The sequence below is a fragment of the Herbaspirillum sp. BH-1 genome, from assembly GCF_002870055.1.
In the GTDB taxonomy this organism is placed as follows: Bacteria; Pseudomonadota; Gammaproteobacteria; order Burkholderiales; family Burkholderiaceae_D; genus Herbaspirillum; species Herbaspirillum frisingense.
Window position 1 is genome coordinate 43,158 of sequence record NZ_PKOI01000001.1, and the last position, 14,445, is coordinate 57,602.

Sequence of the window (14,445 nt, forward strand, 5' to 3'; positions counted from 1 at the left end):
TTCCTCTCTCAAAATCATAGGAGTAGTTGAAATGGGGTTTAACCATCTGATCAAATCTGTTGCAGTCGCAGTGGCCGGCGCTTTCGCCTTCAGCGGTGCCGCTCATGCAGCAGAAATCACCGGCGCCGGCGCCTCCTTCCCGTACCCGGTCTACGCCAAGTGGGCTGAACTGTACAAGACCGCCACCGGCAACAGCCTGAACTACCAGTCCATCGGTTCCGGTGGTGGTATCAAGCAGATCAAGGCCAAGACCGTCGACTTCGGCGCCTCCGACGCCCCGCTGCCGCAGAGCGAACTGGCTGAAGCCGGCCTGACCCAGTTCCCGGCCGTGGTCGGTGGCGTGGTCCCGGTGGTCAACCTGGACGGCGTGACCCCGGGCCAGATCAAGCTGTCGGGCCAGGTTCTGGGCGACATCTACGCTGGCAAGATCACCAAGTGGAACGCGCCTGAAATCACCGCCCTGAACCCGGGCGTGAAGCTGCCGGCCGAAGACATCACCGTCGTCTACCGTTCGGACGCATCGGGCACTTCCTACGTGTTCACCTCCTACCTGGCCAAGGCCAATGCCGACTTTAAGGCCAAGATCGGTGCCGGTACCGCCGTCAAGTGGCCCACCGGCGTGGGTGGCAAGGGTAACGAAGGCGTTGCCGCCAACGTGCAGAAGGTCAAGGGCGCCATCGGCTACGTCGAGTACGCCTACGTCAAGAAGAACAAGCTGAACTACACCCAGCTCAAGAACAAGGATGGCAACTTCGTCTCGCCTGATGATTCCACCTTCAAGGCCGCTACCGCCGCCGGCGACTGGGCCAAGACCCCGGGCTTCGCCGTTGACTTCACCGACGCCGCCGGCAAGGAATCGTGGCCGATCTCCAGCGCCACCTTCATCCTGCTGCACAAGGAACAGGCTGGCGATGGCGCCAAGGGCAAGGAAGTCCTGAAGTTCTTCGACTGGGCCTACAAGAATGGTGGCAAGGTTGCCGCCGAGCTGGACTACGTGCCGCTGCCGGATTCGGTCACCAAGCTGGTGGAAGATTCCTGGAAGAGCAACGTCAAGGACAGCAGCGGCAAGGCTATCTGGTAAGCCACCGCCAAGTCCGGCCGGGTTCCTGGTGAATCCGGCCAAGCAAGCCTCTCCCTACGGAGTATTCGGGCCATCGCAGCGAGAACGAGCAACTCTGGAGCACAGAGCAATCGCGGCGATGGCCCGTTTTAATGGTGAATTCAAATGAGCGCTAATTATTCCACCACGGCAATGTCGAATACTGAAGTCAAAAAATCCCCGACAGAGACTGATAGTGCGCAAGTCGCGCGCGAGAAGTTGATGGCCGTCATGCGCCGCCAGCGACTGCAGGACTTCTTCTTCCACAAGATCACCCTGATCTTCGCCCTGTCAGTGCTGCTGATGCTGGGCGGGATCATCGTTTCCCTCATCATCGGTGCTGCACCCGCGTTCCAGGCCTTCGGCCCGGGCTTCATCACGCGTGTCGAATGGGACCCGACCAATAACGAATTCGGCGCCATGATCGCCATCGTGGGTACGCTGTCGACCTCGATCATCGCCTTGCTGATCGCCTTCCCGGTCAGCTTCGGCATCGCCCTGTTCCTCACCGAAATCTGCCCCGCCAGGCTGCGCCGCCCGCTGGGTACCTGCGTGGAGCTGCTGGCCGGCGTGCCTTCCATCATCTACGGCATGTGGGGCCTGTTCGTGTTCGCGCCGCTGTTCTCGGAATACGGCCAGCCCTTCCTGAAGGCCACGCTGGGTCAGATTCCCGGCATCGGCGTGCTGTTCTCCGGCCCCACCATGGGCATCGGCATCCTCACCGCCGGCCTGATCCTGTCGGTGATGATCATCCCCTTCATCTCCTCGGTGATGCGCGACGTCTTCGAAGTGGTCCCGGCCGTACTGAAGGAATCGGCCTACGGCCTCGGTTGCACCCGCTGGGAAGTGGTGCGCAAGGTAGTGCTGCCCTACACCAAGACCGGCGTGGTCGGTGGCGTGATGCTGGGCCTGGGCCGCGCCCTGGGCGAGACCATGGCGGTCACCTTCGTGATCGGCAACTCGCACCGCCTGTCCTGGTCGCTGTTCTCGGCGGGCAACTCGATCGCCTCGACCCTGGCCAATGAAATCGCCGAAGCCTCCAGCAAGCTGCACGTGTCCTCGCTGTTCGCGCTGGGCCTGATCCTGTTCGTCATCACCTTCATCGTCCTGTCCGCCGCCAAGATCATGTTGATGGGCATGACCCGCAAGGAAGGAGCCAAATAATGAGCCAGACCGTACCAACCGGCAGCGCCGCCGCCAACGCGCCGCAAGCCATGAATCCCGTCTACCGCAAGCGCCTGCTGCAGCATCGTATGGGCATGCTGTTCTCCTTCCTGGCCATGGGCCTGGGCCTGTTCGTGCTGGCCTGGATCCTGCTGACCCTGGTCTTCAAGGGCGTGGCCGCGCTCAACCTGGGCCTGCTGACCGAAAACACCCCCGGACCGGGCGATGCCGGCGGCGGCCTGTTGAACCCCATCGTCGGCTCGCTGATGATGGTCGGCATCAGCACCCTGATCAGTACCCCCATCGGCATCCTGGCCGGCGTCTACCTGGCCGAGTATGGCGAGGAGAGCAAGCTGGCCCAGGTGACCCGCTTCGTCACCGACATCATGCTGTCGGCACCGTCCATCGTGATCGGCCTGTTCATCTACGCCATCTACGTGGCCAACGTGAACCACTTCTCGGGCTGGGCCGGTACCTTCGCCATCTCGCTGATCGCCATTCCGGTGGTGGTGCGTACCACCGACAACATGTTGAAGCTGGTCCCCAGCGGCCTGCGTGAAGCCGCCTTCGCACTCGGCGCGCCGCGCTGGAAGGTGGCCATCATCGTGCGCCTGCGTGCCGTCAAGGCCGGCGTGGTGACCGGGGTGCTGCTGGCGGTGGCCCGCATCTCGGGCGAGACCGCGCCGCTGCTGTTCACCGCCCTGAACAACCAGTTCTTCAGCACCAACATGAACCGTCCGATTGCCAACCTGCCGGTGGTGATCAACCAGTTCGCCATGAGCCCGTATGACAACTGGGTCTCGCTGGCATGGGGCGGCGCCTTGCTGATCACCTTCAGCGTGCTGCTGCTCAACGTGCTCTCGCGCACCCTGTTCAAGCAACAAATCCCCGGCTAATTCTCCAAGTGACCGACATGACTACTGCTCATCAAATGGCAAGCCACGCTACTACCGCATCCGCCAACGCTGCTGCGGACAAGAAGGCCACGCTCGAAGTTTCGCAACTGAATTTCTACTACGGCGGATTCCAGGGCCTCAAGAACATCAACCTCAATATCTGGGAAGGCAAGGTCACCGCCTTCATCGGTCCCTCGGGCTGCGGCAAGTCGACCCTGCTGCGTACATTCAACCGCATGTACGACCTGTACCCCGGCCAGCGTGCCGAGGGCAAGATCATCTACGCCGGCAACAACATCCTGGAGCCGGGACAAGACCTGAACATGCTGCGCGCCAAGGTCGGCATGGTGTTCCAGAAGCCGACCCCGTTCCCGATGTCGGTCTACGACAACATCGCCTTCGGTATCCGCCTGTACGAAAACCTGCCCAAGGGCGAGATGGACGAGCGCGTCGAATGGGCGCTCAACAAGGCGGCATTGTGGGGTGAAGTCAAGGACAAGCTGCACAAGAGCGGCCTGTCGCTCTCCGGTGGTCAGCAACAGCGTCTGTGCATCGCCCGCGGTGTCGCGGTCAAGCCGGAAGTGCTGCTGCTGGACGAGCCGACCTCGGCGCTGGACCCCATCTCCACGGCCAAGGTGGAAGAGCTGATCGGCGAGCTGAAGAACGACTACACCATCGCCATCGTGACCCACAACATGCAGCAGGCGGCCCGCTGCTCGGATTACACCGCCTACATGTACCTGGGCGAGCTGGTGGAGTTTGGCGAGACGGACCAGATCTTCATGAATCCGGTGCGCAAAGAAACCCAAGACTACATCACCGGCCGCTTCGGCTGATCGAACCGTCGTCTCGGCTACTGCGCGCTCCGATTTCGCGTCTGCGATGCTCGCCGTACTCCAGTACGGCTGCGCTTCTCGACGCGAACTCGAAGCGCTCGCTACGCCGATACGACGATTCCACAGAGTAGTCAGGGCACATATTTTTTATAGAATTTTCTTTTAGGGACGTCACATGACCGGCGATCATTCCTCCAAACAGTATGACCAGGATCTGGAGCAGATCCGCTCCAAGGTGCTTGCCATGGGCGGCATGGTGGAGCATCAGTTCCAGGATGCGATTGCGGCTTTCCGTAACGGTAACCTGGACGTGGCACATCGCGTGATGAAGGACGACGAGGCCGTCAATCGGCTGGAAGTCGAACTCGATGATGCCTGCAGCCACCTCATCGTGCGTCGCCAGCCGACCGCCAATGACCTGCGTACCGTCATGGCGACCATCAAGATCATCACCGACCTGGAACGCGTGGGCGATGAGGCGACCAAGATCGCCCGTACCGCCATCCACCTGCACAAGCGCGGGATCGGTCTGGTGTCGCATTACGAGACCGTGAGCCTGATCGCCGAGCAGGCCATGGACCAGCTGCGTAGCGCCCTGGATGCATTCGCCCGCCTGGATGACAAGCAGGCCGCCGAACTGATCAAGCAGGATGAACGCATCGACCACGGCTTCCGCTCCATCACCCGCAGCCTGATCACCTTCATGATGGAAGACCCGCGCACCATCTCCGGTTCCATCGATACCCTGTGGGTGGCCAAGGCCATCGAACGTATCGGCGACCATGCCAAGAACATCGCCGAGTATGTCGTCTACGTGGTCGGTGGCAAGGATATCCGCCACACCGACTTCGGTTCGGCCAAGTCGATCGAAGACGAAGACTGATAGCACGGCGCCGGTGGTGGCGGTCGGGAAGAACCGTCCATCACCGGGTTGCGGAGGGGAGACCCGCGATACTGCTCAACCAATACCATGACTACTATCCTCATCGTCGAAGACGAACCCTCCATTGCCGAACTGATTGCCTTCACCCTCAAGGAGGCGGGCTGGTCCAGTTTCGTCGTCTCCAACGCGGCGGCGGCCTGGGACTTCGTCCAGCATCGCGCCCCGCAACTGGTGCTGCTGGACTGGATGCTGCCCGACCGCAGCGGCCTGCACCTGCTCTCGCGCATCCGCGCCGATCGCCAGCTGCAGCAGCTGTCGGTGATCATGCTCACCGCCAAGAGCATGGAAGAAGACAAGATCGCCGGCCTCGACAACGGTGCCGATGACTACATCACCAAGCCCTTCTCGCCGCGTGAGCTGACCGCCCGCATCAAGGCGCTGCTGCGTCGCAAGAGCCCGGAGCACGCGCAGGAAGTGATGTCGGCCGGGCCCGTCACGCTCGATCCGGCCAGCTGCTCGGTGAGCCTGTCGGGCGCGCGCATCGATATCGGCCATGCCGAATACAAGCTGCTGAAGTTCTTCCTGGCCCATCCCGACCGCGTGTTTTCGCGCAGCCAGTTGCTGGACCGGGTCTGGGGGGACCACGTGGTGATCGAAGAGCGCACCGTGGATGTCCACGTGCTGCGCCTGCGCAAGGCCCTGCGCGATGCCGAGTACCTGATCAAGACGGTACGCAGCGTCGGCTACATGCTCTCCACCAAATAAGCCCGCCGCCGCCCTATTCAGGCGACAATAACAAATCCGGGCGCGCGGGCGCCTGCAAGATCTATCTGCCAAATCAATGAGTCCACAACTTCTGTTCTGGATTCCTGCTGTATTGCGCCTGGTGTTGTGCCTGGCCGGAGCGGGAGTCGTCGGTTTCTTCTTTGGCCCGATCATCGGGCTGGTCACGGCGGTGCTGGCGGTGGGGGCGATGATGATCGCGCACCTGCATTACCTGCTGCGCCTGTCGACCTGGCTGGATGATTCCGGCCAGTCGCGCCTGCCCGACGGCTGGGGCGCCTGGACCGATGTCTATGCGCGCCTGTACCGCATGCGCCGTGATGACGAGAAGAACCAGGCCGAACTGGCCGAGTGGCTGGCGCGTTTCCGCCAGGCCATGAGCCTGCTGCCCGATGGCGTGGTGATCATGGATGACGTGCTGTTTCTGGAATGGTGCAATCCGGCCGCGCAGCAGCACCTGGGGCTCAAGCTGGACCGCGACAAGGGCATGCGCGTGACCAACCTGATCCGCAACCCGGCCTTCATCGACTACATCATCCTGGGCCGCTACGAGCAGCCGCTTACGCTGGCCCTGCATGAGCGCAAGCTGATCATCCAGATCATCCCCTTCGAAAACCGGCGCCAGATCCTGGTCACCCACGACGTCACCGAGTCGCAGCGTATCGACATGATGCGCCGCGATTTCGTGGCCAATGCCTCGCACGAGCTGCGCACACCCTTGACGGTCATCAACGGTTTCCTGGAAATCGCCCTGGCCCAGCCCAACCTGGACGAAACGATCCGTACCGCCCATCTGAAGCTGATGACCGAGCAGGGGCAGCGCATGCAGAACCTGATCGACGACATGCTCACCCTGACGCGGCTGGAATCGATCGACTATCCGCTGCGCTCGGAAGTGCTGCGGGTGCGCCCCTTGCTGGAGCGCATCGCCGAAGAGGGGCGGGCGTTGTCGGCAGGCAAGCATGAAATCCGCCTGGTGGTCGAAGGCCCCGATCTCAAGGGCAATGCCGACGAGTTGCGCAGTGCCTTCACCAACCTGGTCACCAATGCCGTGCGCTATACCCCGGAAGGCGGCACCATCACCCTGCGCTGGCAGAGCGATGATCAGGGCGCGCATTTCGCGGTGCAGGATACCGGCATCGGCATCAGCCCTGAACACATCTCGCGCCTCACCGAGCGCTTCTACCGCGTCGACAAGAGCCGTTCCCGCGAGACCCAGGGCACCGGCCTGGGGCTGGCCATCGTGCGCCATGTCCTGCTGCGCCACCATGCGACACTGGACATCGCGTCGGTGCCGGATCACGGCAGCACCTTCACCGTACATTTTCCGGCGTCCCAGACCATCGAGGACTACGCCGTACAGCATTGAGCAGATGCGAGCAGGAAACCCCCGTGAAAGGCAATTGGAAAGGATGCTTCGGCATCCTTTTTTGATGTTTGAATTGCCGGGGCGGGCGTACCATGTGTGCAATAGCTCAGCATGAGCGCTCCGTCTCTACGTACAAATACGAATGCCTGCCGGCAAGACTTGTTGGCAACAATAGCGCCACTCGCGGCAATCGCGGCAATCGAGGCACCGGCGCGGCCATCAGCCTGCCCGGCTCGTACGCTTGTCATGGTCCGGCGCTCAGGAAAACCCTGATCGCGCCTGTCCGTGTTTGCTTGCATCATCGGCCCGTGCGCCGTCCTTGGCGCCGGCCGACCCTCCACCCTTGCGCAAGAAGAGAGACAGATGAGCTATTTTTCCCACATGAAGATAGGCCGCCGCCTGGCCCTGGGTTTTGCTGTCATCCTGGCGGCTGCCAGCGTGGTGGTGGCATTGTCGATCTGGCGTCTGCATGGCATTGCCGCCGCTACCGACGAGATGATGCATGAACCCCTGACCAAGGAGCGACTGGTCTCGGACTGGTATCGCACCATCCATACCAGCGTGCGCCGCACGACAGCCATCGCCAAGAGCGCCGACCCCAGCCTGGCCGCCTTCTTTGCCGATGACGCCGCCGCCGCCACCCGTATGTCCACCGAGCAGCAGAAGGCCATCGAAGCGCTGCTCGATAGCGATCAGGAGAAAGAGGTCTTCGCCAAGCTCTCGGCCGTGCGCAAGGATTACATCAAATATCGCGACGCCATCTCCAAGGCCAAGGCCGATGGCCAGACCGACGAGGCCGCCAGGATCCTGGCCGGTCCCTATGACGTGGCCGCCAAGGGTTACCTGGATCTGCTGCAGCAATTGCTCAATGTGCAGCGTGCCAACATCGACCAGGTGGCCGTCCACATCCACGACACCTATCTCCAGAGCCGCAACCTGATGCTGGCGCTGGCCGTGCTGCAGGTGGTGCTGGGCTGGCTGTTCGCACGCAGCCTGGCACTGGGCATTACCCGCCCGCTGGAGCAGGCGGTGGACGTGGCCGAAGCGGTGGCCGCAGGCGACCTCACCATGCGCGTCGATGAAACCCTGGCAGCGCGGCGCGACGAGACCGGCAAGCTCATGCACGCCCTGCATGCCATGACGGGCAACCTGGCGCGCATCGTCGGCCAGGTGCGCAGCGGCACCGATGCCATCGCCACCGCCTCGCGCGAGATCGCCACCGGCAACCTCGATCTGTCGGCGCGCACCGAACGCCAGGCCGGCGCCCTGGAAGAGACCGCCTCGGCCATGGAAGAACTGACCTCCACCGTCTCGCAGAACGCCGACAATGCACGCCAGGCCAACCAGTTGGCGGCCTCGGCGTCGTCGGTGGCACAGCAGGGCGGGGAGGTGGTGTCGCAGGTGATCTCGACCATGGGCTCCATCAACGAATCCTCACGCAAGATCGTCGACATCATCAGCGTCATCGATGGCATCGCCTTCCAGACCAATATTCTGGCCCTGAACGCCGCCGTCGAAGCAGCCCGAGCCGGCGAGCAGGGACGCGGCTTTGCGGTAGTGGCCTCCGAGGTGCGCTCGCTGGCCCAGCGCTCGGCCTCCGCCGCCAAGGAAATCAAGACCCTCATCGATGACTCCGTGAGCAAGGTCGGCTCCGGCAGCGAACTGGTGGTCCGTGCCGGCAGCACCATGGACGAGGTGGTCTCCAGCGTGCATCAGGTGGCCCAGATCGTGGCCGAGATCACCGCCGCCAGCAGCGAGCAGAGCGACGGCATCAGCCAGGTCAACCTGGCCATCAACGACATGGACCAGACCACCCAGCAGAATGCGGCCCTGGTCGAGCAGGCCGCCGCCGCTGCCGAAGCAATGCAGGAACAGGCGGCGCGCCTGTCGGAGGTGGTCAGCCAGTTCCGCTTGCTGGCCCAGGACCAGGTGGCTTACGCCCACGCCGGCAGCGTCGATATCACACCGCCCAGGCCGGCCCTGCGCTGAGATCGGCTCTCCCAAAAAAAAGAACCCGCCATGGTGGCGGGTTCTGCAAGCCTGCGGAAATAGTTTATATCATTTCCGTGCACTCTCTCATTGCTGTGCCGGCTCCTTGAAATACACCCGACGCGGCAAGGCCCACAGCAACAGCGCCGCCCCCACCAGGCATTCCAGCGCCACCACGTACAGGCCCAGTGCGGCGCTGCCGGTGATGTCGCGAATCTTGCCGACCATGTAGGGCGTGATGATCCCGCCCAGCTGGCCCACCGAGTTGATCAGCGCGATGCCGGCCGCGGCTGCGGCACCACTGAGCACGCGCGGTGGCAGGATCCAGAACAGGCCGATGCCCGCGATGATGCCGGTGGCCGCTGCCGACAGGGCCACCACCAGGATCAGGGTATTGCTGCCGAACCAGGCACTGGCGGCGTAGCCGATGGCCCCCATCAACGCGCAGGCGGCCAGGTGCCAGCGACGCTCGCCGGTACGGTCGGAGTTGCGGCCGATCAGGATCATGCCCAGGCCGGCGCACAGGTAAGGCACCATCGAGATCAGGCCGATGATGAAGGTGTCGTCGGTGCCGGCCGACTTGATCAGCTGCGGCATCCAGAACACCAGGCCATAGATGCCCGAAGCCAGCATCAGGTAGATCAGCGACATGACGATGGTGGCCGGCTGCCGGATCGCTTCACCGAAGGAGTGGGCCGCCTCGCTCTTGGGTTCGGCCGCGATGCGCTCGATCAGCAGGCGCTTTTCTTCCGGCTTCAACCAGCCTGCGTCCTCGATGCGGTCATCGATGACCAGATAGCACACCACGCCCAGCAGGATCGAAGGAATACCTTCCAGCAGGAACAGCCATTGCCAGCCATGCAGCGCGCTCACGCCATGGGTGAACTTCATGATGCCGCCCGAGATCGGGCCGCCGATGATGCCGCACACCGCAATGGCCGCCATGAACAGCGAATTGATGCGACCCCGGCGCGCCGACGGGAACCAGTTGGTGAAGAAGTACAGCGCACCCGGTACGAAGCCTGCTTCCAGGCTGCCGATCAGAAAGCGCAGCACGTAGAAGCTGGTCTCGCTGGTAACGAACATCATCGCCGCCGAGGCGATACCCCAGGTGACCATGATGCGGGCGATCCAGCGCTTCGGCCCGACCTTGTGCAGGATCATGTTGCTGGGCACTTCGAAGAGGAAGTAACCGACGAAGAAGATGCTGGCGCCCAGGCCATAGACGGCATCCGAGAAGCCCAGGTCGCTTTGCATCTGCAGCTTGGCGAAGCTGATGTTGACGCGGTCCAGGTAGGCGAACACGAAACAGATCATCAGTAACGGCACGAAGCGCCAGGTGATGCGGCGATAGAGCTGGGTTTCCATGTGCTCCGACGCGCTGGCCGGAATGGTGGTGGTAGTCATGCGGGGTCTCTCCTCTAGCTTTTTCAAAAAATGAAGGCGCAAAAAGTCCATCGCCTCCGCGCAGTGCGGGAGGTCGTCTTATCGTGTTGTTGTCTTGTTGTTGTGCGAGGGATGGCGCACGGAAGGACTCCGTGCGCCATGGCCGTTCACGCGATTCCACGCCGGCGGCAGCCGGCGCCGGAGCATCAGTAGGTCGCGCGGCCGCCCGACAGGTCGAACACGGAGGCGGTGGTGAAGGAATTCTCTTCCGACACCAGCCAGGCCACCATGGCCGCCAGTTCTTCCACCTTCACGAAGCGTGCACGCGGGATCTTCGAGAGCATGTACTCGATGTGCGCCGGCGTGCATTGCTCCAGGATGCGGGTCTGCGCCGCCGCCGGAGTGATGGCATTGACGGCGATGTTCTTGGTCGCGGTTTCCTTGCCCAGGCTCTTGGTGAGGGCGATCATGCCGGCCTTGGCGGCGCTGTAGGCCGAGGCGGTGGGATTGCCTTCCTTGCCGGCGATGGAAGCGATGTTGACGATGCGGCCGTAGTTCTGCGCGATCATGCGCTGGACCACCACCTGGTTGACGTAAAAGGCACCGTTGAGGTCGATGTCGATGACGCGACGCCATTCTTCCGGCGAATAGTCCGCCACCGGATTGTTCTGGCCGGCGATACCCGCGCTGTGCACCAGGATGTCGATGGACTGGGTCAGCTTCTCGGTGGCTTCGATGGCCTTCTTGACGTCGGCTTCGCTGGAGATGTCGACCTTCACGGTCTCCACATTGCCCAGCGCTTCCAGCTTGCTACGGGCGTCGGCCAGCGCCTTCTCATCCATGTCCCACAGCACGACCTTGGCCTTGCCCTGCAACAGACGTTCGGCCACGGCATAGCCGAAGCCCTGCGCACCGCCGGTGATGATGGCGCTGCGGCCCTGGAAATCGTAGTGATTCATTGTTTCTCCTTCCCTGATTCGGTCATTGGGTAACGCAGGCCGCACGGGCCTGCGCAACATTTTTTCTTGTTATTGAATTGGATTTGGCTGCGCCACCGGATGGCGGCGCAGCGCTGACGCGGCGATGAGGCCGCGATGGTGCAGCGATAATGCAGCGCTCAGGCGTCGATGGTCTTCTGCTGTTGCTCGCCCAGGCCGTCGATGCCCAGACGCATGGTCTGGCCAGCGCGCAGGAACACCGCTTCCGGCTTGACGCCCATGCCCACGCCCGGCGGCGTGCCGGTGGAGATGACGTCGCCCGCCTGCAGGCTCATGAAGCGCGACAGGTAGGACACGATGTGCGCCACGCCGAAGATCATGGTGCTGGTGTTGCCGTTCTGGTAGCGCTTGCCATCCACTTCCAGCCACATGCCCAGCTTCTGCGGATCGGCCACTTCGTCGCGGGTCACCAGCCAGGGGCCGATGGGGCCGAAGGTATCGCAGCCCTTGCCCTTGTCCCAGGTGCCGCCGCGTTCGATCTGGTATTCGCGCTCGGATACGTCGTTGACCACGCAATAGCCGGCCACGTGGGACATGGCGTCCTTCTCGTCGATATAGGTACCGCCCTTGCCGATGACCACGCCCAGTTCCACTTCCCAGTCGGTCTTCTTGGAGCCGCGGGGGATCTTGACGTCATCATTGGGGCCGACCACGGCCGAGGTCCACTTGTTGAACACCACCGGTTCGGCGGGGATGGGCAGGTTGGATTCGGCCGCATGGTCCGCATAGTTCAGGCCGATGCAGATGAACTTGCCGATATTGCCCACGCAGGCGCCGATGCGCGGCGAGCCTTCGACCACCGGCAGGCTGGCGATGTCGAGCTTGCGGATCTTGTCCAGCGAAGCATCGTCCAGGGCGGCGCCGTTGACGTCCTTGATATGGGCCGACAGGTCGCGGATCTTGCCGGACTGATCGAGGATGCCGGGCTTTTCCTGCCCAACCGGGCCGTAACGCAGTAATTTCATCTGGTTTCCTTGAAGAAAGAATTGTCTCGGATCGGCGTCGTCGCCCGCTGGCGGCGCATTGGCGCGCAAGCGAATGGGATCACCTGTCGTTTTGGAAGTTGGATATTACCAGTTTATTGGTAAGACCAATAGGCCAATTTTGTGAGGGAAAGACAGGTTGACTTGCTGTGTTTGAAAATTACAAGTGGGTAGGTTTAATTATGAATGGGATTTGAGGCTTATAAAATCAAGGGCTTAACCCAATCCCACGACTGCCAGCGTGTATTTATAAGTGAGACAAATAAACTAGCAGAGTGAAAAATCCTCTTTTATCTCTCTTCTTCTTTTTTGAAATTCTCAGCAGTCACGTATGCCTGATGTTCGAGCGAAGGAGGGGCTCTTCCTTCGCTGCCAAGTACCCCTGATACACTTATCGTTCCACAAAATAATAGGGGGAATAGTGAAGCAAAATGCCACGATGTTGATTTGCATTGAAAACTGACCCAGTTTCCCTGGAAATTTGCATCCTAAATTGACCCATGTTTAGACCACAATCCTGCTCATGACAGCGAGCGGGAGAACGGAGTGATAGACGTGGCCCTACTTGGAATCATTCGACGCTGGTACATCAGAGATCGCGTCTCCATCCGGGAAATTGCCCGCAGGTTGGACATTTCCCGAAACACGGTTCGTCGCTACATTCGATCAGAGGCGATCGAACCTTCCTATGCCAGCAGGCATTCACCGAGCTCTTTGGATGCATATGCCCCAAGGCTTTCCGCGTGGCTGAGCTCAGAGTTGGTCAAATCCCGTAAGCAAAGACGGACCTTGAAACAGATGTTCCTGGAGTTAAGGGGGCTTGGTTATGAGGGGTCGTATGACCGTGTGGCGGCCTTTAGCAGGCAATGGAAGGCGGGTCAGTTAGAGAGGGTTAAATCGGCGAGCAAATCAACACAGAAATCGATCTGGAAGCATTAGTTATCCCATTGATTTTTATAGGCTGAATTTCCAATCATAATTCTCAAGCACACTTGCGTGTGTCTGTTGATTCGCTCGCAAATTGCCCCCCTGGGTCAGTTTTCCAAAGCAAATCGACACGAGGAGCATCTTCTGGCAAAACAAGGGCGAAAAAAGGCGAAAAGGGGTGAGGCAAAAGCGCCTCACCCCTTTTTCTCTTTTCTTGAAATAAAACCTCGGGTCGACTATCTGATCCCTTTTTTTATTCCTAGGCCGCCACTCCTGTGGAATGGTTTCTTAGCGGCTGCCGCCGCCGGCCAGAATCTTCTCGCCAGTCAACCAGCGTGCATCGTCCGACGCCAGGAATGTGACCACGTCGGCAATATCATTGGGCTGGCCAATGCGGCCCAGCGGCGTGTTGCTCACGGCCCAGGTCTCGAAATCCGAACCGATAAAGCCGGCACTGTGTGTGCCTTCAGTCTCGACCATGCCCGGATTGACGCTGTTGACGCGGATCTTGCGCGGCCCCAGTTCCTTCGCCAGCACGCCGGTGATGGCATCGACGGCACCCTTGGTGGCAGTGTAGACGGCGCTGCTGGGCGGCGTGATGCTGCTGACGACAGAGCCGATGTTGATGACGCTGGCGCCTTCCTGCAGATGCTTGGCGGCGGCCTGGGTTACCAGCAGCAGGCCCAGCACGTTGACGTTGAACTGTTTATGGAAATGCTCTTCGGTGATGGCTTCCAGCGGCGCCATGTCGTATACGCCCGAATTGTTGACCAGAATGTCGATGCGACCATATTCCTTGATGGCGGCATCGATGATGCCCGCCGCATGCGCTGCATTGGACACGTCGCCGCCCACGGCCACTGCACGGCCACCTGCGGCGACGATCTCGCCCACGACCTTGTCGGCGCCGGCGCGGCTGGTGGCGTAGTTGACGACGACGGCGGCACCGCTGGCTGCCAGCGCCTTGGCGATGGCAGCGCCGATTCCTTTCGATGCACCCGTGACGACGGCGACCTTGCTTTGAAGTTTGCTCATGATGCTTCCTTTCTGTTGGTGGAGGAAGAATGTCGGAGACGACACCTTGGTCGCACTATAAGCAGCATATTTCGGTGGATAAAGCCGCCTTTTTCGA

At 61.4% G+C, this 14,445-nt stretch carries 13 protein-coding genes; 9 read left to right on the top strand and 4 right to left on the bottom strand.

Going from position 1 to position 14,445, the window contains the following annotated elements; genetic code table 11:
* Positions 1-31 precede the first annotated feature (31 nt).
* From pstS to HBH1_RS00360, 8 genes are all read left to right on the top strand, one after another.
* The gene (gene pstS, locus HBH1_RS00325; RefSeq protein WP_102661145.1) at positions 32-1,081 is read left to right on the top strand and encodes a phosphate ABC transporter substrate-binding protein PstS; all 1,050 of its coding nucleotides are present in this window, start codon (positions 32-34) and stop codon (positions 1,079-1,081) included.
* Between the two features lie 171 nt (positions 1,082-1,252).
* Complete coding sequence (pstC, locus tag HBH1_RS00330; RefSeq protein ID WP_102661146.1) at positions 1,253-2,263, top strand: phosphate ABC transporter permease subunit PstC; 1,011 nt, start codon at positions 1,253-1,255, stop codon at positions 2,261-2,263.
* A complete protein-coding gene (pstA, locus tag HBH1_RS00335; RefSeq protein ID WP_077237676.1) occupies positions 2,263-3,159 on the top strand; it encodes a phosphate ABC transporter permease PstA in 897 nt (298 codons plus the stop codon). The genes pstC and pstA overlap by 1 nt, the downstream gene beginning before the upstream one ends.
* Positions 3,160-3,194: 35 nt before the next feature.
* On the top strand, positions 3,195-3,995 hold the full coding sequence (pstB, locus tag HBH1_RS00340) for a phosphate ABC transporter ATP-binding protein PstB (RefSeq protein WP_006464985.1): 801 nt from the start codon (positions 3,195-3,197) through the stop codon (positions 3,993-3,995).
* Positions 3,996-4,170: 175 nt separating this feature from the next.
* The gene (gene phoU / locus HBH1_RS00345; RefSeq protein WP_102661147.1) at positions 4,171-4,878 is read left to right on the top strand and encodes a phosphate signaling complex protein PhoU; all 708 of its coding nucleotides are present in this window, start codon (positions 4,171-4,173) and stop codon (positions 4,876-4,878) included.
* An 87-nt stretch (positions 4,879-4,965) separates the two neighbouring features.
* Positions 4,966-5,643, top strand: a complete 678-nt coding sequence (locus HBH1_RS00350; RefSeq protein ID WP_034332673.1) for a response regulator — start codon at positions 4,966-4,968, stop codon at positions 5,641-5,643.
* A gap of 76 nt (positions 5,644-5,719) precedes the next feature.
* Positions 5,720-7,030, top strand: coding sequence for a phosphate regulon sensor histidine kinase PhoR (gene phoR, locus HBH1_RS00355; protein WP_102661148.1), 1,311 nt, complete (start codon positions 5,720-5,722; stop codon positions 7,028-7,030).
* Between the two features lie 363 nt (positions 7,031-7,393).
* Positions 7,394-9,019: a methyl-accepting chemotaxis protein gene (locus HBH1_RS00360; RefSeq protein WP_102661149.1), complete on the top strand. Its 1,626-nt coding sequence runs from the start codon at positions 7,394-7,396 to the stop codon at positions 9,017-9,019.
* An 87-nt stretch (positions 9,020-9,106) separates the two neighbouring features.
* Here the strand turns inward: HBH1_RS00360 and HBH1_RS00365 are convergent, their stop codons facing one another.
* The 3 genes from HBH1_RS00365 to HBH1_RS00375 all read right to left on the bottom strand — a co-directional run bounded on the left by HBH1_RS00365 (position 9,107) and on the right by HBH1_RS00375 (position 12,368).
* The gene (locus HBH1_RS00365; protein WP_102661150.1) at positions 9,107-10,426 is read right to left on the bottom strand and encodes an MFS transporter; all 1,320 of its coding nucleotides are present in this window, start codon (positions 10,424-10,426) and stop codon (positions 9,107-9,109) included.
* 185 nt (positions 10,427-10,611) lie between these two features.
* Complete coding sequence (locus tag HBH1_RS00370; protein WP_006464991.1) at positions 10,612-11,364, bottom strand: SDR family NAD(P)-dependent oxidoreductase; 753 nt, start codon at positions 11,362-11,364, stop codon at positions 10,612-10,614.
* Between the two features lie 158 nt (positions 11,365-11,522).
* Positions 11,523-12,368, bottom strand: a complete 846-nt coding sequence (locus HBH1_RS00375; RefSeq protein ID WP_006464992.1) for an ureidoglycolate lyase — start codon at positions 12,366-12,368, stop codon at positions 11,523-11,525.
* A gap of 573 nt (positions 12,369-12,941) precedes the next feature.
* On the opposite strand from HBH1_RS00375, the gene HBH1_RS00380 reads away from it, so the two are divergent.
* Entirely contained in the window at positions 12,942-13,325 is a 384-nt protein-coding gene (locus tag HBH1_RS00380) for a helix-turn-helix domain-containing protein (RefSeq protein WP_158243263.1), read from the top strand.
* A 276-nt stretch (positions 13,326-13,601) separates the two neighbouring features.
* On the opposite strand, the gene HBH1_RS00385 is transcribed toward HBH1_RS00380, so the two are convergent.
* Entirely contained in the window at positions 13,602-14,348 is a 747-nt protein-coding gene (locus HBH1_RS00385; RefSeq protein WP_102661152.1) for a glucose 1-dehydrogenase, read from the bottom strand.
* Positions 14,349-14,445: the final 97 nt, after the last annotated feature.